The sequence below is a fragment of the Terrabacter sp. Root85 genome, from assembly GCF_001429185.1.
GTDB lineage: Bacteria > Actinomycetota > Actinomycetes > Actinomycetales > Dermatophilaceae > Terrabacter.
In genome coordinates, this window is sequence record NZ_LMIW01000015.1 from 104,155 (window position 1) to 120,670 (window position 16,516).

General features: G+C 72.8%; 17 protein-coding genes. 6 read left to right on the forward strand and 11 right to left on the reverse strand.

What is annotated here, in order from left to right; translation table 11 throughout:
• Positions 1-45: 45 nt before the first annotated feature.
• Positions 46-744, forward strand: a complete 699-nt coding sequence (locus ASE25_RS21775; RefSeq protein WP_056827440.1) for a FadR/GntR family transcriptional regulator — start codon at positions 46-48, stop codon at positions 742-744.
• On the forward strand, positions 741-1,502 hold the full coding sequence (locus ASE25_RS21780; protein WP_056827442.1) for a sulfite exporter TauE/SafE family protein: 762 nt from the start codon (positions 741-743) through the stop codon (positions 1,500-1,502). The genes ASE25_RS21775 and ASE25_RS21780 overlap by 4 nt, the downstream gene beginning before the upstream one ends.
• Before the next feature lie 99 nt (positions 1,503-1,601).
• On the opposite strand, the gene ASE25_RS21785 is transcribed toward ASE25_RS21780, so the two are convergent.
• The 5 genes from ASE25_RS21785 to ASE25_RS21805 form a co-directional block, all read right to left on the reverse strand.
• Positions 1,602-2,117 (reverse strand): gamma carbonic anhydrase family protein, encoded by a 516-nt coding sequence (locus ASE25_RS21785; protein WP_056827443.1) that lies wholly within the window; start codon positions 2,115-2,117, stop codon positions 1,602-1,604.
• 1 nt (position 2,118) lies between these two features.
• Entirely contained in the window at positions 2,119-3,675 is a 1,557-nt protein-coding gene (locus tag ASE25_RS21790) for a peptide MFS transporter (RefSeq protein ID WP_056775584.1), read from the reverse strand.
• Between the two features lie 78 nt (positions 3,676-3,753).
• Positions 3,754-5,424, reverse strand: coding sequence for a 5,6-dimethylbenzimidazole synthase (bluB, locus tag ASE25_RS21795; RefSeq protein ID WP_056775587.1), 1,671 nt, complete (start codon positions 5,422-5,424; stop codon positions 3,754-3,756).
• 22 nt (positions 5,425-5,446) lie between these two features.
• A complete protein-coding gene (locus tag ASE25_RS21800) occupies positions 5,447-6,286 on the reverse strand; it encodes an SDR family NAD(P)-dependent oxidoreductase (protein ID WP_056827445.1) in 840 nt (279 codons plus the stop codon).
• Between the two features lie 34 nt (positions 6,287-6,320).
• Positions 6,321-6,833 (reverse strand): MarR family winged helix-turn-helix transcriptional regulator, encoded by a 513-nt coding sequence (locus tag ASE25_RS21805; RefSeq protein WP_056827448.1) that lies wholly within the window; start codon positions 6,831-6,833, stop codon positions 6,321-6,323.
• Between the two features lie 133 nt (positions 6,834-6,966).
• Here ASE25_RS21805 and ASE25_RS21810 point away from each other — a divergent pair, with 133 nt between their 5' ends.
• Positions 6,967-8,253, forward strand: coding sequence for an MFS transporter (locus ASE25_RS21810; RefSeq protein ID WP_056827450.1), 1,287 nt, complete (start codon positions 6,967-6,969; stop codon positions 8,251-8,253).
• Positions 8,254-8,272: 19 nt separating this feature from the next.
• On the opposite strand, the gene ASE25_RS21815 is transcribed toward ASE25_RS21810, so the two are convergent.
• Entirely contained in the window at positions 8,273-9,034 is a 762-nt protein-coding gene (locus tag ASE25_RS21815; RefSeq protein ID WP_056827451.1) for a DUF5995 family protein, read from the reverse strand.
• A gap of 117 nt (positions 9,035-9,151) precedes the next feature.
• Between ASE25_RS21815 and ASE25_RS21820 the strand changes: the two genes are divergently transcribed.
• Positions 9,152-9,499 (forward strand): hypothetical protein, encoded by a 348-nt coding sequence (locus tag ASE25_RS21820; protein ID WP_157623576.1) that lies wholly within the window; start codon positions 9,152-9,154, stop codon positions 9,497-9,499.
• Between the two features lie 76 nt (positions 9,500-9,575).
• Here ASE25_RS21820 and ASE25_RS21825 read toward each other — a convergent pair whose 3' ends face one another.
• A complete protein-coding gene (locus ASE25_RS21825) occupies positions 9,576-10,721 on the reverse strand; it encodes an aminotransferase class I/II-fold pyridoxal phosphate-dependent enzyme (RefSeq protein WP_235508806.1) in 1,146 nt (381 codons plus the stop codon).
• 164 nt (positions 10,722-10,885) lie between these two features.
• Positions 10,886-11,074 (reverse strand): hypothetical protein, encoded by a 189-nt coding sequence (locus ASE25_RS23850; protein ID WP_369793530.1) that lies wholly within the window; start codon positions 11,072-11,074, stop codon positions 10,886-10,888.
• 2 nt (positions 11,075-11,076) lie between these two features.
• On the opposite strand from ASE25_RS23850, the gene ASE25_RS23855 reads away from it, so the two are divergent.
• Positions 11,077-11,259 carry a hypothetical protein gene (locus tag ASE25_RS23855; protein WP_056827457.1) on the forward strand — a complete coding sequence of 61 codons (183 nt, stop codon included), beginning with the start codon at positions 11,077-11,079 and terminating at the stop codon, positions 11,257-11,259.
• Here the strand turns inward: ASE25_RS23855 and ASE25_RS21835 are convergent.
• Positions 11,234-11,674: an SRPBCC family protein gene (locus ASE25_RS21835; protein WP_056827458.1), complete on the reverse strand. Its 441-nt coding sequence runs from the start codon at positions 11,672-11,674 to the stop codon at positions 11,234-11,236. The genes ASE25_RS23855 and ASE25_RS21835 overlap by 26 nt on opposite strands.
• Before the next feature lie 103 nt (positions 11,675-11,777).
• Here ASE25_RS21835 and ASE25_RS21840 point away from each other — a divergent pair, with 103 nt between their 5' ends.
• Positions 11,778-12,650 carry an LLM class F420-dependent oxidoreductase gene (locus ASE25_RS21840; protein WP_056775613.1) on the forward strand — a complete coding sequence of 291 codons (873 nt, stop codon included), beginning with the start codon at positions 11,778-11,780 and terminating at the stop codon, positions 12,648-12,650.
• A gap of 142 nt (positions 12,651-12,792) precedes the next feature.
• On the opposite strand, the gene ASE25_RS21845 is transcribed toward ASE25_RS21840, so the two are convergent.
• Both ASE25_RS21845 and ASE25_RS21850 read right to left on the reverse strand, forming a co-directional pair.
• Entirely contained in the window at positions 12,793-13,719 is a 927-nt protein-coding gene (locus ASE25_RS21845) for an ABC transporter permease (protein ID WP_056775616.1), read from the reverse strand.
• Complete coding sequence (locus ASE25_RS21850) at positions 13,716-16,511, reverse strand: alpha/beta fold hydrolase (RefSeq protein WP_235508800.1); 2,796 nt, start codon at positions 16,509-16,511, stop codon at positions 13,716-13,718. The genes ASE25_RS21845 and ASE25_RS21850 overlap by 4 nt, the downstream gene beginning before the upstream one ends.
• Positions 16,512-16,516: the final 5 nt, after the last annotated feature.

Consider the following 16,516-nt stretch of genomic DNA (forward strand, 5'->3'; position numbering starts at 1 on the left):
GCCTAGCCAATAGGTCAGTGGGCCGACTGTCAATAGAGTGACCCCATGTCGACATCGGGCATGTCCCGCCTCACGCGCACCCGGCTCTACGAGCAGGTGGCCGAGCAGATCACCGCGTGGATCGACTCGAACGGTCTCACGACGGGCGACCGGCTGCCTCCCGAGCGCGAGCTCGCCCAGCGCCTCGGCGTCAGCCGCGCCACACTCAGCCAGGCCCTCGTCGCGCTCGAGGTCATCGGTGTCGTCACGGTCCGGCACGGCGACGGCACGGTCCTGTCGGACGCCCCCGGACCGCGGCGGATCGTCGAGGCCATCCGCGCGCACGCCCACCGGCTGCCCGAGATCATCGACACGCGTGACGCCCTCGAGACGAAGATCGCCGCCCTCGCCGCAGCCAGACGCACCGCCGACGACCTCGCCCGCATCGACGAGGCCATCGAGGAGATGGCCCGCGACGTCGAGGCCGGCGGGCGCGGGGTCGAGGGCGACGAGCGCTTCCACGGCGCCGTCACCGCGGCCGCCCACTCGCTGCTGCTCGCCCGGCTCATGGACGAGATCCGCGACCTCGTGCGCGAGACCCGCATCGAGTCGCTGAGCCAGCCCGGCCGCCCTGCCGACTCGCTCGTCGGGCACCGCGCCATCGCCGACGCCATCCGCTCCGGCGACCCGGAGGCGGCCGCCGCGGCGATGCACGCCCACGTCGTCATGGTCAGTGACGTGGCGGTGCTGCGAGACGGGTCGTGACGCCCCTCGAGATGCTCGCCGTCCTCGGCGCAGGTCTCGGCGCCGGCATCCTCACCACGACCGTCGGGGTGGCCTCGCTGCTCAGCTTCCCCGTCCTGCTCGCCGTCGGGCTGCCACCCGTCGTGGCCAACGCCTCCAACACCGTCGGCCTCGTGCCCGCGGGCGTCAGCGGGTCGTTCGGCTACCGGGCCGAACTGCGCGAGCACCCGCGCATCACGTGGACCGTCGTCGTCACGTGCGCGCTGGGTGCCGTCGGCGGCGCGGTGCTGCTGCTGGCCCTGCCGTCCAGCGTCTTCGAGGCCGTCGCGCCGTGGCTCATCCTCTTCACCTGCCTGCTCGTCGGCGTGCAGCCGTGGGTCGCCCGCTGGCTCCGGTCGCGCGGCGGCAAGGACGTCGGGCCACGCACCCGGATGGGGCCGGTGACGACCTTCTTCGCCCTGCTGACCGGCGTCTACGGCGGCTACTTCGGGGCGGGCTCCGGCGTCATGATGGTCGCCGTCCTCGGGCTCGGGCTCGACATCGACCTGCGGGTCGTCAACGCCCTCAAGACCCTCGCGATCTTCGCCGGCAACGTCGTCGCCGGGCTCATCTTCATCGCCGTCGCCGACCTCGACTGGCAGGCCATCGGGCTGCTCGCGGCCGGCTCGGTCGTCGGCGGCTACGTCGGCGCCCGCGTCGGACGCCGCCTGCCGCCGACCCTCTTCCGGGTGCTCGTCGTCGTCGCAGGCGTCGTCGCCGCGGTCCTGCTCCTCCGCTGAACCGCCGTTCGAGGTGATGCCGGCACCGACATCGCTCGCGACATCACCTCCGTCCAGCGGAGGGTATGCCGGGTGGCCCGCCGCCGCGCGTGCGCGCGCTCAGGCGCTGGTGGCGTCGCGGTGGCGGCGGGCGAGCTCGACGTAGACCTCGGCGTTGGCGCGGATGCGCGCGAGCCCCGGCTCGTCGATCTCGCGGCGGATCTTCCCCGGCACGCCGGCGACGAGCGACCGGGGCGGGATGACGGCACCCTCGGGCACGACGGCGCCCGCGGCGATGAGGCTGCCCGCGCCGATGCGTGCTCCGTTGAGCACGATGGCACCCATCCCGACGAGGCAGTCGTCCTCGACGGTGCAGCCGTGGAGGACGGCACGGTGGCCGACCGACACGCCGGCGCCGATGCTCGTCGGGTGTCCGGCATCGGTGTGCACGACGACACCGTCCTGCAGGTTGCTGCCCTCGCCGAGCACGATCGGGTCGAAGTCCGCACGGAGCACGGCGGTGTACCAGACGCTCGAGCCCGCGCGGAGGTCGACGGCCCCGACGAGGTCGGCGCTCGGCGCCACCCAGGCGGTCTCGTGGACCACCGGGGTGACGCCGGCGAGGCTGACGATCACGTCAGTGCACCGAGACGCTGTCGGCGCGGTCGCTGCTGGCGACGCGGTCGGTGGCGTGCAGCTCGGCCGTCGACATCTTGCGACGGATCCACGGCACGAGCGCCAGGAGCACGCCGGCGACGACGAGGGTGATGACGCCGTTGACGAGGTAGTACACCGCGTCGCTGAGGCCGCCCATCGCCTGGATGAGCTGCGCGGCGATGGCCTGGCCCGCGGCGCTGCCGAGGAACCACAGCGCCATGGCCTGGCTCGCGAAGGCGCGCGGCGCGAGACGGGTCGTGGCCGAGAGTCCCACCGGCGAGAGGCACAGCTCGGCGACGGTCTGCATGACGAAGACGCCGCCGAGGATGTAGACGGGCGCCGTGTTGTCCTGGAACGTCGCGAAGGCCCACGACATGGCGAGGGCCGAGAGGCCGATGATCGTGACACCGAGGACGAACTTCATCGGCGTCGAGGGCGAGCGTCCGGCGCGCTTGGTCCAGATCCAGCCGAAGACCGGCGCGAGCAGGACGATGGCGAGCGGGTTGATCGACTGGAACCACTCGGGGTTGATGGTGATGCCCGCCGTCTCCTTGACGGTGTTCTCGGCGGCGAAGATCGCCATCTTGCCGGCGGCCTGCTCGAAGATCATCCAGAAGAGCATCGCGCCGATCCACAGCGGGAGGTAGGCGGCGAGGTGCGACTTCTCCTCGCGCTCGACCTTGGGGCTGCGGAACATCATCGTGAAGTACGCGATGGGCGTCAGCACGGCGACGATCGAGATCGCGTCGATGACCTGGTCGAGGACGGTGTCGCGCCACAGGCCGGCGAGCACGACGATGACCGCGAAGGCGACGACGGCGCCGACGGCGAGGGCCGACACGCGGCCGCGCTCCTCGGGCGAGAGCGGGTTGGGCACGTCGTCGACAGCGGGGCCGAGGGCCTTGCGACCGAGGACGAACCACACGATGGCGATGGCCATGCCGACGGCCGCGGCCGAGAAGCCGGCGTGGTAGCCGTAGTGCTCACGCAGCCACCCGACGACGAGCGGCGAGAAGAACGAGCCGATGTTGATCGACATGTAGAAGATCGAGAAGCCGCCGTCGCGACGTGCGTCCTCGGGCTTGTAGAGCGTGCCCACCATGGCGGAGACGTTGGGCTTGAGCAGACCGGTGCCGAGGGCCACGAGCGCGATGCCGAGCCAGGCGGTCGCCGCGGCCGGGACGGCGAGGCAGACGTGGCCGGCCATGATGACGACCGCGCCGTAGAGCGTCGAGCGGCGGGCGCCGAAGAGCCGGTCGGCGGTGAAGCCGCCGATGATCGACAGGAGGTAGACGGACGCGCCGTAGATCGCGACGACGGCGGTGCCGGTGGTCTCGTCGATGCCGAGGCCGCCGTTGGCCACGGTGTCGATGAGGAAGTAGAGCAGGATGGCGCGCATCCCGTAGTAGGAGAAGCGCTCCCACAGCTCGACGAAGAAGAGGGTCGACAGTCCCTTGGGGTGCCCGAGGAAGGCCCGGTCGTCGGCGCTGGCGCCCGAGTCGGGAGTCGGTGGTCGGTCCTGGGTCTGTGTGGTCATGCGAGTCTCCCAGCCCCTCGTGGGGGCAGTTCGATGGTTGGACAACCACACAAAACTAGAGGGGTCCCGCCGTCGGACTCAAACCGTGGAGGTGCGCGCGACGCCGGTCCGCAGCGCCAGCGCGTCCTTGACGAGGCCGGTCGCGAGGGCCGCACCGACGCCCTCGCCCGCACGGATCCGCAGGTCGAGGAGGGGCTCGAGACCCAGCTCGCGGAGCACGAGGGCGTGGGCCTTCTCACGTGACCGCTGGCCGGCGACGAGGTGCGCCGCGACCGCCGGCTCGAGGCGCACGGCGGCGAGCGCACACACCGACGTGGCGAGGCCGTCGAGCACCACGACCCCTCCGGACTCGGCCACCCCGAGCACGATCCCGGTGAGGACGGCGAGCTCTCCCCCGCCGAGGCGACGGACGGCCTCGTCGGGGCCGACCCGCCCGACCCGGGCGAGCGCCTGCGTCACGACGTCGCGCTTGCGGTCGAGCATCGCGGCGTCGGCGGACGACCCGCGGCCGACGACGTCGTCGGCCGGCACGTCGAGCAGGGCTGCGGCGAGTGCGGCCGCCACGGTCGTGTTGCCGACACCGACCTCGCCGAGCGCCACGGGTCCGGCGCCCGCCAGCGCGCGACCGCGGTCGCGACCGAGGGCGAGCAGGGCGGCATACGCCACCTCATCGAGTGCGTCGGAGGTGACGAGATCGCCTCTGCTGCAACCGATCCCGGCGTCGATGAACTCAACGTCGAGGCCCGCAGCGCGAGCCGCGACAGCCCCCATCGACGTGCCCTCACGGGTCGCGCGAGCGACGTCGGCAGTGACCGTCGGGTCGAAGGCGGAGATGCCGTATGCCGTCACGGCATGGTCGGCGGCCGCGACGACGAGGGTGCCCCGACCGTCCACGGCCGCGAGCGCGGTGACGCGGTCGAGGACGGTGTCGAGGACCCCGAGCGAGCCCGGCACCGTGAGGAGGTCGTCGGAGCGGTCGCGGGCGGCGACGACGTCGGCCGGCTCCGGCGCACGCAGGTGGGAGGGCGGGGCGTCGCGCTCGGTCCAGCGTTCGCGCATGACGACCTGCTCGAGCGGGAGGCGCCTGCTCCAGCCGGCCCGCTCGAGGCCGGGCTCGGGCGGCCGCTCGTCGGGCCAGCCGAGGCAGAGCCAACCGAGGGTCTCGACGCCGTCGGGCAGGCCGAGCAGGTCGGCGAGCTCGGCCGGCTCGAAGAGGGTGACCCAGCCGAGACCGAGGCCGTGGGCCCGGGCCGTCAGCCAGATGTTCTCGATGGCCGCCGCGCACGACCAGAGGTCGGCGTCGGGGAAGGTGGCCCGACCGAGCACCCCGGCGGCCGGGGTGCGGCGGTCGCACGCGACGACGACGCCGACGGGCGCCTCCCGGATGCCCTCGAGGCGCAGGTCGAGCAGGCCGCGCGCCGACTCCTCCGTCATCCCGGCGGCCTGGCGCAGGCGGCTCCGGTCGGCCATGAGGGCGGCGGTGTCACGGATCGCGGCCTCGGTGACGACGACGAAGCGCCACGGCTGGCTGTGCCCGACCGACGGACCGAGGTGACCGGCCGTGAGCACCGCGGTGAGCACGTCGTCGGGCACGGGGTCGGGTCTGAAGCGGCGGATGTCGCGGCGAGCGCCGACGACCCGCTCGAGCGAGGCGAGGTCGTCGCGCAGCGCCCACGCGTCGGGCGCCTGGGCCCGCTCGGCGGCCGACGACGGGTCACCGATCGTCGGGACGGGCCTGCGGTAGCTCACGGGGCCGACTCTAACGAGGAGCTCACTCGATCCAGGACCGGGTCACGCCGAGCACGCGGCTGCCGTCCGTGTCGGCGAGCGACATGCCGACGAAGGCGGTCGCGCCCTCCGAGGTCTGCCAGCGGAAGCGGTGCTCGGCCGACGTCGCGGCGTCGGCGATGGCGACCGCGGCGTCCCGGGAGGACTGCGCGTTGGCGAAGGCGCCCGCGGACCGCGCGAGGTACGCGTCGAGCTGGGCGGCATACGGGTCGGCGGGATCGCCCCCGGGACGGGCCACGTTGCCGACGAAGTCGCTCGCGACGGCCGCGGGCTCGATGACCGAGACGTGCACGCCGTGGGCGAGCATGACGACGGCGAGCGACTGCATGAAGCCCTCGACGGCGAACTTGGCGCCGCAGTAGGCGTCGGCGAACGGCTGCCCGACGGCGCCGCCGACGCTCGTCACGGTGAGCACGGTGCCGGACCCGGCCGAGCGCATGTGGGGCAGGACGAGCTTGGTCAGGGCGACGGGCCCGAGGTAGTTGACCTCGAGCTGGTCGCGGATCTCGTCGAGGCTCAGCTGCTCGGCGGTGGCGACGGCGCCCCGGCCGGCGTTGTTGACGAGGACGTCGAGGCGGCCGTGGTCGGCGAGCGCCCCGTCGACGCAGTGCCGGGCGGCCTCGTGGTCGGTGACGTCGAGGGCTCGCACGTCGAGCTCGACGCCGGCCTCGGTCGCGGCATCGGTCAGCGCCGCGGACCGGCTCGTGTCGCGCATCGTCGCGACGACGGTGAGGCCGCGGCGGGCCAGCTCGACGGCGGTGTGCAGGCCCATGCCCGAGGAGGTTCCGGTGACGAGGGCGACCGGCTGCCCGTTGGCGTTCATGCGGGCGACGCTACGCCCGCGACGCCGGCCCGGGCTACGCGTCGATGTCGTCGAGCCCCGCGATGACGATGTCGAGGAGCCGGGCCAGCTCGTGCCGCTCCGAGTCGGACAGCCCGCGCAGGGTGTCGCTCTCGACGACGTTGGACTCGCGGACCGCGGCGCTGAACAGGGCCCACCCGTCCTTCGTCAGGGAGACGAGGGTGCGGGTGCGGTTGGACTCGTCGGGGCGGCGCTGGAGCAGGCCGCGGCCGGCCATCTTGTCGAGGCGGTGCGTCATCGACGAGGGGGCGACGTTGGAGAGGTCGGCGAGCTGGCTCGGGGTGAGGCACGTGTCGCCCGCGCGGGCCAGGGAGGCGAGCACCGACCACTCGCCCTGGGTCAGGTCGAGGTCGGCGAACTGCCGGACGTACCACTGGTCGAGCTTCTTCGTCACGGAGAACACCGCGGTGATGACCCGCTGGACGGACTCCTCACCGCCGGCGGCCACGTAGGTCGCGACGTCCGCGGCGTGCTCCTGCTGGGCGGTCGGTCGTCGCTTCGCTGCCATGGAAAGGCATTGTCGCACCCGGGTGGGCTGGTGCTACTCTTTCGACGTCGAACTTCGATGACGAAATATTCGATACCGAAGCTGCGTTGACTCCCGAAGTCCGCCTCCCCGTCCCCGAAAGGGTGTGAAACCCATGCGCACCAAGCTGCTCATCCTCGCGTCGTCCATCGGCATGCTCGGATGGGGCACCGTGCTGCCCTACCAGTACGCGTATGCGGCCAACACCCGCGGCTGGGGCGCCCTCGCTGCCGCCCTGGCCAGCACGCTCTTCTCGGTCGGCGCGCTCGTCGCCGCACCCTTCGCCGGGCGCCTCAGCGACCGCTACAACCCGGTCACCGTCGCCGTCGTGGCCAAGCTGCTCGCCGCCGTCGGCGTCGGCAGCCTCGTCTGGGCCGGGTCGGCGCCGGCCTTCCTCGTCGGCATGTTCGTCTTCGGCTTCGGCCTGACCGCAGCCGGCCCCGCCGCGTCGGTGCTCGTGCTGCGCTGGGCCGGGAGCGACGACCGTCGCAAGGTCTTCGCCTACAAGTTCACGGCCGAGGCCATCGGCATGGCCCTCGGCGCCTTCGTCGCCGGCCAGTTCGTCGACCTCTCGCGCGCCGACGGCATGACGTTCGCGTTCATCGCGGCGGGTGCGGGCTTCGCGATCTCGGCCGTCCTCATCCACGTCGCCGGCATCGGCGCCCCGAGCGAGGTGGCCCCCGACCTCGCCGCCGGCGAGGCGGAGACGCAGCTCGGCACGATGGAGGCCCTGCGCCGCATCTTCGCCGTGCCGGCCCTGCGCTGGACCGCGGTCGTCGCGGTGGCCCTGGCCCTCGGCTTCTACGCGCAGTTCGAGTCCGGCCTGCCGGCATACGCCCTCACCGTCCTCGACGTCGACGAGTCCGCCATCGGTCTCGCGGCCGCCGTCAACTGCGTCGTCATCGTGGCCCTGCAGGTCGTCGTCGTGCGGGTCACCGCGCGCCGCAACGCGGCCAGCCTGCTCATGGTCGTCGGCGCCATCTGGACCCTGTCGTGGGTCGTCCTCTCGGTCGCGCAGCTCACGCCGCAGGTCGCCTCGGCCCTCTTCGTCACGACGTTCGGCATCTTCGCCGTCGGCGAGACGATGTACGCACCCGTGCTCAACCCGCTCACCGCGAGCCTCGCTCCCCGCGGGCTCGTCGGCACGACGCTGGGCACGTTCACGGCGATCCAGACGACCTTCTCGGCCGTCGGGCCGCTCGTCGCCGGCGCCCTGCTCGGGATGGGGCTCGCCAACGGCTTCCTCGGTCTGCACCTCGTCATCAGCCTCGTCGCCGTCTACGGCGCGTGGCGCCTGCGCGCCGCGCTCCGGGACCGCCGCGTCGAGGAGCGTCGGGAGGCTGCACACCGAGCCGCCGCCGAGCCGTCGCTCGAACCGGCCCCGGCGCCGGTCGCCGCCTGACCTCGCCGGCCTCGCTCCCTCACGGGGCGAGGTCGGCGACCGGCGTCAGCAGGTAGCGCCCGGCCATCCCCACGGTGCGCGACAGGGTGGCGAGGAAGTCGGTGCGCAACGGCTCGACGCCCTCCAGCGACCACAGCACGCGGGCGTTCGTCCACGCGGCGTCGCGGGCGCGCGCGATGCTCCAGCCGCTGACGAGGTTGGCGACCGGGCCGGCGTACTGCTCGTCGACGGTGAGCGCGATGCCGTCGAGGAACGATCGGCGCACGTCCTCCTGGACGGCGGCGAGCAGGTCGTTGACCCGGTGGTAGTCGTCCTCGACCCCGGGGCTGTCCGGCGACAGGCCCAGCTGGCGGCACGTCGTGACGACGGCCAGCGGCAGGTCGTGGTTGATGTGGGCGTTCATCCCGGCGAGCGCGAACTGGATCGGCACCCGGCCCTGCTCGAGCCGGCACGTGAAGAGCGGCGCCCACGACGGGTCGGGAGTGCCCGCGCCGACCGCGTCGAGGTAGAGCCCGGCGAAGACGAGGTCGAGCCGCGTCACGAAGGCCGGGTTGCCGAACCACCCCTCGACGAGCCGGTCACGGACGAGCTCGGTGACGCGGAGGTACATCCGGTTGAAGGCCACGACACCGTCGGTCGACGGCAGGGCGCGGTCGATCTCGTGCATCCGCTCGACGAGCGCGTCGACCGTCGCCGGCTGGCCGGGCGCCGGCGGCTCGGGCCGCGGCTGGCTCCCGATCCGCGAGCGGACCCACGCCACCGCGCCGGAGAACCACCCCATGGGCCGACGCTAGCGGCTCAGCGCGTCCCGGGTGGGCAAGACGCGGGACCAAGGCCTCTGACGCGCGCGCTCCGGGTGAGCCACGCTGGAAGGAGACGAGGAAAGGAGGTGAGGACGATGTCACAGCTCCTTGAGAAGGAACGTGTGGGGACCGAACGTCTCCCGAGGTTGTTCCGCAACCGCACGTTGGACTACACGCTCTTGACCCTGGGTCTTCTGGTTGCAGCCTTCGGCGCGTATGCATACCTCGTGCCGGCCGGCTGGATCCTGGCGGGCCTGAGCGAGGCCTGGTACCTCGGCAGCTGGATCGCCGGCGGCGTGCTGCTCACGGCAGGCTTCGGCCTGTTGGGTGCGAGTGTCCGCGACCGGTCCGGCTACTGGACCGCAGGCGCAGTGACGAGCTTCGTGCTCGGCACGCTGAGCCTGGCCGGAGCGATCATCGCTGCGGTAGTGCTCATCCTCTGACCACCCGGAAGGGGTGAGGCCAGATCGAAGCCCCCAAAAGATTGGGGGCTTCGACGCGACCGGCGACGCATCCGGGTCAGCGGGCGTTGAACGCCTCGATCCGCTCGATCGCCTCGCTGACCGCGGTCGCTCCGGCGGCGAAGCTGAGGCGCACCGAGTGGCCGCCTGCCCGGTCGTCGAAGTCGCCGCCCGGCGTGATCGCGACGCCGACCTCCTCGAGCAGGGCGCTGGCGTATGCCGCCGAGCCGCCCCACCGGCCCCGTTGCGGCCCGAGGTCGGCCCAGTAGTAGAACGCGCCGTCCGGCGGCGCTGACTCACCCCAGCCGAGGCGGGACGCGTTGTCCAGCAAGAGCTTTCGCGTCCGCGCGAACTCGGCGACCGCGTCGTCGCACTCGCGGTAGGACTCCTCCGCGAAGGCCGAGACGGCGGCATACTGCGCCGGTGCGGGTGGGCACAGCGCGACGTTGCCGGCCAGCGCGTCGACGGGGCGCACGAGGTCGGCGGGGAGCAGCATCCAGCCCAGACGCCAGCCCGTCATCCCCCAGTACTTGCTGAAGGAGGAGATGACGAGGGACGTGTCGTCGGTCTCCCAGGCGCAGACACCGCGGGGGTCGGCGGCGCCGGGGTCCGGATAGGTGACGCCGTGGTAGATCTCGTCGCTGACGAGGCGCACGCCGTGGGCCGCGCACCAGTCGGTGATCGCCGCGAGCTCGGCGCGGTCGACCATCGTGCCGGTCGGGTTGGCGGGCGAGGCGACGATGAGCCCCGCGAGCTCCCCGTCGGCCTGCGCGGCGTCGAGCAGCTCGGGCGTCGGCTGGTAGCGGGTCTCGGGGCCGCAGTCGATCAGGGCGACCTCGCACCCGAGCGAGGTGAGGATGTTGCGGTAGGCCGGGTAGCCGGGCCGCGCGAGCGCGACACGGTCCCCCGCCTCGAAGGCTGCGAGGAAGGCGAGCACGAAGCCGCCCGACGAGCCCGTCGTGATCGCGACGCGGGCGGGGTCGACGTCGAGGCCGTACCACCGGCCGTAGTGCGCGGCGATCTCGGAGCGCAGCTCTCGGATGCCGAGCGCCGAGGTGTAGGTCAGGGCGCGGCCCGAGCCGTGGATGCGTGCCGCGGCCTCCGAGACGAGGCTCGGCGCACCTCCCGACGGCTCACCGGCGCAGAGGGACACGACGTCGCGCCCCTCGGCCCGGAGCACGGCCACCCGGTCGAGCACGTCCATGACCTCGAACGGGGGCACCTGCGAGCGCCGGGAGGGCCGGAGCGGTCGGGTCGGGCGGCTGGCGCGGCTCGGGTCGAGGGTCACCCGGCCAGTCTGCCCGAAGCCTCGACACCCGAAACACGCCGTTCACGTGACGTGACCAGCCTTCCTCGCATGACGATCGCCTACCACGCAGACGCCTCCACGCTCGTCGACACGGAGGTGCTGACGTGGGAGCAGTTCGGCGTCGCGATCCGCGAGCTCGCGACCCTCGTCGCCGACTCGAGCTTGCGCCCGGAGGTGCTCGTCGCCGTGGCGCGTGGCGGGCTCATCCCCGGCGGCGGGCTCTCGTACGCGCTCGGCGTCAAGCTCACCGATGCTCGACCTGCTCCAGGAGCACGGTGCCGAGGCACGCAGCGCGGTGCTCCACGGCACGCCCGGATCGGTCGTGACGCCCGACTACGTCTGGCGCCAGACCGACCAGTGGATCGTCTTCCCGTCGTCGGCCGAGCCGCCCGTCTCCGGCTCCCAGGTCACCGCGACTCCAGGATCCGCCTGATCCTCGCGAGGTCCTTCGTCATGGCCCCACGCATCGCAGCGGCCATGGCCTTGGCGCCGAGCGCCGCGAAGCCGGTGGGCTGCCCCGTGTTGCGCAGCACCATCCGGGTGCGTCCGTCGCCGGCGTCCTCCCACTCGTAGGTCGTGCGCATGGGGAACGGCCTGCCGTCGGTCTGCATGACGAGCCGCTCGCCCGGAACGAGCTCGACGACCTCGTAGACGTACTCGATGCGTCGCCCGAGGAAACGGGCCACGAAAGCCAGCCTGCTGCCCACACCCGTCGGCGGCGCCGTCTGCCAGTCGACCGAGTCGATGTTGGCGTACCACTCGGGAGCGTGGGACGGGTCCCCGGCGTACGCCGCGACCTCGGCCACCGGTCGGGCTATCACCGTCTCGACCCGCACGTCGACCGCCATCGTCCGCCTCCTCGTTCTCGCCCGCCGGACCCGGCCATCATCCCGCACGAGATCGAGGCGCTGCTCCCACGCCGATCCCAGCGAGCGGACGTAGTGTCGGAGGATGCATCTCGGACTGCACCTCGCCAACTTCACGTGGAGCGGCGGCTCCTCCACCTTCGTCGACGACCTCGTCCGCACGGCGCGGACCGCCGAGGACGTCGGCTTCACCAAGCTCTCGGTCATGGACCACGTCTGGCAGATCGGCATGGTCGGGCCCAAGGAGCACGAGATGCTCGAGGCCTACACGGCCCTCGGCTTCCTCGCGGCCGTCACCGAGAAGGTGCAGCTGCTCGCCTGGGTCACGGCCGCCGTCTACCGCGAGCCCGGGCTGCTCGCCAAGGAGGTCACGACCCTCGACGTGCTGTCGAAGGGCCGCGCCATGCTCGGCATCGGCGCGGCGTGGAACGAGGAGGAGTGCGTCGGTCTCGGCCTACCCTTCCCCGCCACCGCCGAGCGCTTCGAGCGCCTCGAGGAGACGCTGCAGATCTGCCTCCAGATGTGGGGCGACAGCGTCGAGCCGTATGCCGGCAAGCACTACCGGCTCGGCAGCACCCTCAACTCCCCGCAGTCGGTGCAGCGCCCGCACCCGCCCATCCTCATCGGTGGCGGCGGCGAGAAGAAGACGCTGCGGATGGTCGCGCAGTACGCCCAGGCCTGCAACCTCTTCGACAGCCCCGACCTCGCCCACAAGCTCGAGGTCCTCCGCGGCCACTGCGAGGCTCTCGGCCGCGACTACGACGAGATCGAGAAGACCGTCATGGGGCCGGTCGACCCGGGCCCGAACGGCGAGAACGTCGACGCCACCCTCGAGCACCTCCGCGACCTCGCCGGGCTGGGTGTGACACACGTGCAGCTGGGCATCGGTGACGGGTCGAAGACCGACGTGCTCGAGCTCATCGGCGAGCGCATCATCCCCGAGGCCGCGAAGCTCTGAGCCTCGTCGGGCTCCGACGCAGCAGTCCCGCCGTGGCTGGATGGTTGCGGCGAGGTCGGGTGACTGGCCGCATCCATCCACCCACGGCGGGTATGCCGCAGAGCTCGCTCAGTCGGTCGCGACCGCGGGCGTACGCGTCGGGCTAGCTGAGGATGTCGCTGCGCCGGAAGCGGCGGTAGGCGAGCATCGTGAAGGCGACGGCCCACACGAGCGCCCACAGGGCGCCGTGCACCATGTCGGTGTAGTCCGGTGACACGGCGAGGGCGTCCTGCCAGGCCCGCGAGTAGTGGCCCGGGAAGGCGTTGCGGTAGGGGTCGAGCGCGTCGAGCTGGTCGAGGATGTTGAGCAGGATGCTGACGAGCACGGCGCCGCCGACCGCGGCGAGCGGCGCGTCGGAGCGGGTCCCGATCCAGAAGGCGATGGCTGCGATCGGCAGCAGTGTCACGAAGATGTAGGCCATCGCGAGCGCCAGGCGCGGCAGGAACTGGCCCCACGAGAGGTTCTCGCCGAGCGGGTTGGTCAGCGGGTCCCATCCGTAGGCGACGCCGCCGACGAGCAGGCCCCACGCCGGCAGCAGGACCGTCGCGACGAGGGTCGAGGCGATCCCGATCGCGAGCTTGCTCGTGAGCAGGCGGGCCCGCTGCACCGGCGCGATGAGCAGGTAGCGCAGCGACGACCACGACGCCTCGGACGGCACGGCGTCGCCGCAGAAGAGGGCGGCGAGCAGCACGAGGAGCAGCTCCGAGGCGAGGAAGACGAGCACGAGGCTGAAGTTCGCGGCCCCGCTCTGGGCGAGGTCGAAGATCCGGGTCGAGGCACCGCCACGGCTGTTGCTCGACCGCTGGCCGAAGGCGAACGACCCGACGAGGACGAGCGGCAGCGCGAGGAGCAGTCCGAAGGCCCAGATCGTGCGTCGCCGGCCCCACTGCCGGCGCAACTCGGACCGCCACGACAGCGGGTCGCGCACCTGGTGGATCTCGCCGCTCCCTGCTGCCGGAGCCGGCTCGATGACGTCGAGCAGCGCGTCCCCGGGGCTCACGTCCGGGCCCTCTGCGTGGGTCTCGCTCATCGCGCCCTCACCTGCCTCAGTCGCTCGACGAGGGACGCGCCCTCGTCTCCGGGCTCGCCGGCCGCACCCGGTGCGGACGCCGACGAGATGACGCCGAGGAAGACCTCCTCGAGGTGGCGGCGGCTGCTGACGCCGACGACGGGCAGCCCCGCCGACACGGCAGCCGCGACGACCTCGGCCCGGCCGCGGTCGGCGACGACGACGATCCGGGTCGGGGTGTCGACGCGCACCTCGGTGACGCCACCTGCGGCCTCGAGCGCGTGCACGCCGGCGCTGACGACGTCGTGGGCGACGTGCTCGGGCAGGTCGAGGATCGTCGTGTCGTCGCTGTCGACGAGCTCGGCGACGGGGCCCTGCGTGATGACCCGGCCGGCGTGCATGACGACGACGTGGGTGCACGTCATCTCGACCTCGGCGAGCAGGTGGCTCGACACGACGACGGTGCGCCCGGTCTCGGCGTAGCGGCGCAGGATCGGGCGCATCGCCGCGATCTGGGGCGGGTCGAGGCCGTTGGTCGGCTCGTCGAGGATGAGCAGCTCGGGCAGCCCGAGCATGGCCTGGGCGATGCCCAGTCGCTGCTTCATGCCGTGGCTGTAGGACTTGACCGGCCGGTCGACGGCGCCGCCGAGGGCCGCGACGTCGAGCGCCTCGGCGATGTGGGCGTCCTCGGGGTCCCGGCCCGTGGCGGACCAGTAGGCCTCGAGGTTCTGGCGCCCGGTGAGGTGCGGCAGGAAGCCGGGTCCCTCGATGAGCGCACCGACCCGGCCGAGCACCCGCGAGCCGGCGGAGACGGGCTCGCCGAGCACGTGGACGCTGCCGGCGTCGGAGGAGATGAGTCCCATGACCATCCGCATGGTCGTCGTCTTGCCGGCGCCGTTGGGGCCGAGCAGCCCGACGACCTGACCCTTCTCGGCCCGCCACGACACGTCGTCCACGGCGCGGTGGCCGTCGGCGTACGTCTTGACGAGTCCCTCGATGACGAGCGGGACGTCGGCGAGGTCAGGCCGCGCGGGCAGGTGCATCCGGCGGCGCCGGCGCACGAACCAACCGGCGAGCGCCGCGAGGAGCAGCACCGCGAGGGCGCCGGAGGCGAGGAGGGTCTCGGTGTCGACGCCGCCGGCCACGGCCCCGTCGACCGCAGCACCGGTCGCGACCGGGAGGGTGAGCGCCGAGGCCCCCGAGATGCGGATGCCGCTCGGGGTCCGCGAGTTGGAGTACGTCGACTCGGTGCTCGTCAGCAGGACGCGCCACCGGGTGCCGGCCGGCAGGTCGTAGGTCGCTGCCGGGAGCGAGATCGTCACGGGGGTGGGCCGGCCCGGCGTCACGGTGAGGCGCACCGGCGCGACGAGCGGGTTGGTCAGCGTCACCGAGCCACCGGTGACGCGCCACACCGACGCGAAGAGCGTGACGTCCGGCGCGTCGGACGTGACGGTGAGTCGCATCGTCGGCGACCCGACCACCGTCTCGGCCTCGGCGACGGGCTGGGTGTCGAGGGCCGTCGACTGACCGGGCAGCGCCGCGATCTGGTACGTCGAGAGGCTGACGCCCAAGGCGGCGAGGCCGGGCACGGCGATGAGCGAGGCCGGCTGTCCGCCGGGCGGGTGCAGCAGCGCCCCGGAGGTCGTCGTCAGGGGCAGCTCGCGCGTCCGGAGTGCCGCGCCGGACAGCCCCGGGTATGCCGTGAGGGTGTGGAGCGTCGTCGGCTGACCCGCCCGACCGGCGGGGGTGCCGTAGGTGAAGGCCGCTGTGGGCAGGGCCGATCCGCGCGCGCCCTTGTCGCGCACGTAGTGGTCGAGCCACGTGTAGGAGGCCTCGACCTCCTCCGCCTCGTGGGTGCTCGGGGCGTCGTGGCCGCCGTCGCTCCACCGGACGGCATACGGCGTGCCGGAGGCGGCGAGCGCCGACGCGTTGGCGTCGGCCTGGTCGAGCCCGAAGAGCGAGTCGCCGACCCCCTGGACGAGGAAGGTCGGCGCGGTGACGGCGTTCATCGTCGGCTTCGGGCTGTGCGCGCGCAGCAGCGTCGTCAGCTGTGGTGAGGCGGTGCCGGTCTCGGAGGCCTGGACGAAGAGGCGGCAGATCGTCGGGTCGAAGCGGCCGCAGTCGGCGGCTCCGGTGCCCGCCCCCTGGCCGCCACGGAGCGCCGAGAGGAAGAAGTTCGTCGCCCAGACCTGCTTGAAGGGTCCGACGACGTCGATCGGCGAGCGCCCGGCAGCGGTGGTCGCCGGCTTCGTCACGGCGGCCTGCGGGAAGAAGGCGTCGGCGAGGTCGTTCCACGTGATGGCCGAGACGACGCCGTCGACCCGCCGGTCGGAGCCGGCCAGCATGAGGGCGAGGGCGCCGCCGTAGGAGGCACCCATGACCCCGGCGCGCGGGTCTCCCGGACCGTCGAGCTCGACGTCGGAGCGCTTGGCCGCGAGGTCGAGCAGCGTTCTCGCGTCAGCGATCTCGTAGGCCGGGTCGTTGAGGTGGATGCGACCGCCGGACGCGCCGTGCCCACGGGCGCTCCACGCGATGACGACGTAGCCGCGGTCGTGCAGGTCGTTCGCCTGGCTCGTCACCGAGTCCTTGGTGCCGCCGAAGCCGTGGGCGAGCAGGACGACCGGGTGCTTGCCGCTCGACTGCGGCCACACGGAGACGTCGAGGCGCACGGCCGTGCCGTCGGGCTCGGCACCGACGGGCACCGTCGTGGCCTCGGGCGAGACCGGGTCGGCGGCGAGAGCGGCCGGGGCGGGCGCCATCGCCAGGCTCGACCCGAGGACGAGCGCGGCGAGGAGGGAGGCCCGGACCGACATGCCCA

Coding starts and splice junctions, on each gene's coding strand:
- ASE25_RS21775 (WP_056827440.1), top strand. CDS start 46: ATGTCGACATCGGGCATGTCCCGCCTCACGCGCACCCGGCTCTACGAG.
- ASE25_RS21790 (WP_056775584.1), bottom strand. CDS start 3,675: ATGACCACACAGACCCAGGACCGACCACCGACTCCCGACTCGGGCGCC.
- ASE25_RS21800 (WP_056827445.1), bottom strand. CDS start 6,286: ATGAACGCCAACGGGCAGCCGGTCGCCCTCGTCACCGGAACCTCCTCG.
- ASE25_RS21805 (WP_056827448.1), bottom strand. CDS start 6,833: ATGGCAGCGAAGCGACGACCGACCGCCCAGCAGGAGCACGCCGCGGAC.
- ASE25_RS21810 (WP_056827450.1), top strand. CDS start 6,967: ATGCGCACCAAGCTGCTCATCCTCGCGTCGTCCATCGGCATGCTCGGA.
- ASE25_RS21815 (WP_056827451.1), bottom strand. CDS start 9,034: ATGGGGTGGTTCTCCGGCGCGGTGGCGTGGGTCCGCTCGCGGATCGGG.
- ASE25_RS21820 (WP_157623576.1), top strand. CDS start 9,152: ATGTCACAGCTCCTTGAGAAGGAACGTGTGGGGACCGAACGTCTCCCG.
- ASE25_RS21825 (WP_235508806.1), bottom strand. CDS start 10,721: ATGGACGTGCTCGACCGGGTGGCCGTGCTCCGGGCCGAGGGGCGCGAC.
- ASE25_RS23855 (WP_056827457.1), top strand. CDS start 11,077: ATGCTCGACCTGCTCCAGGAGCACGGTGCCGAGGCACGCAGCGCGGTG.
- ASE25_RS21835 (WP_056827458.1), bottom strand. CDS start 11,674: ATGGCGGTCGACGTGCGGGTCGAGACGGTGATAGCCCGACCGGTGGCC.
- ASE25_RS21840 (WP_056775613.1), top strand. CDS start 11,778: ATGCATCTCGGACTGCACCTCGCCAACTTCACGTGGAGCGGCGGCTCC.
- ASE25_RS21845 (WP_056775616.1), bottom strand. CDS start 13,719: ATGAGCGAGACCCACGCAGAGGGCCCGGACGTGAGCCCCGGGGACGCG.
- ASE25_RS21850 (WP_235508800.1), bottom strand. CDS start 16,511: ATGTCGGTCCGGGCCTCCCTCCTCGCCGCGCTCGTCCTCGGGTCGAGC.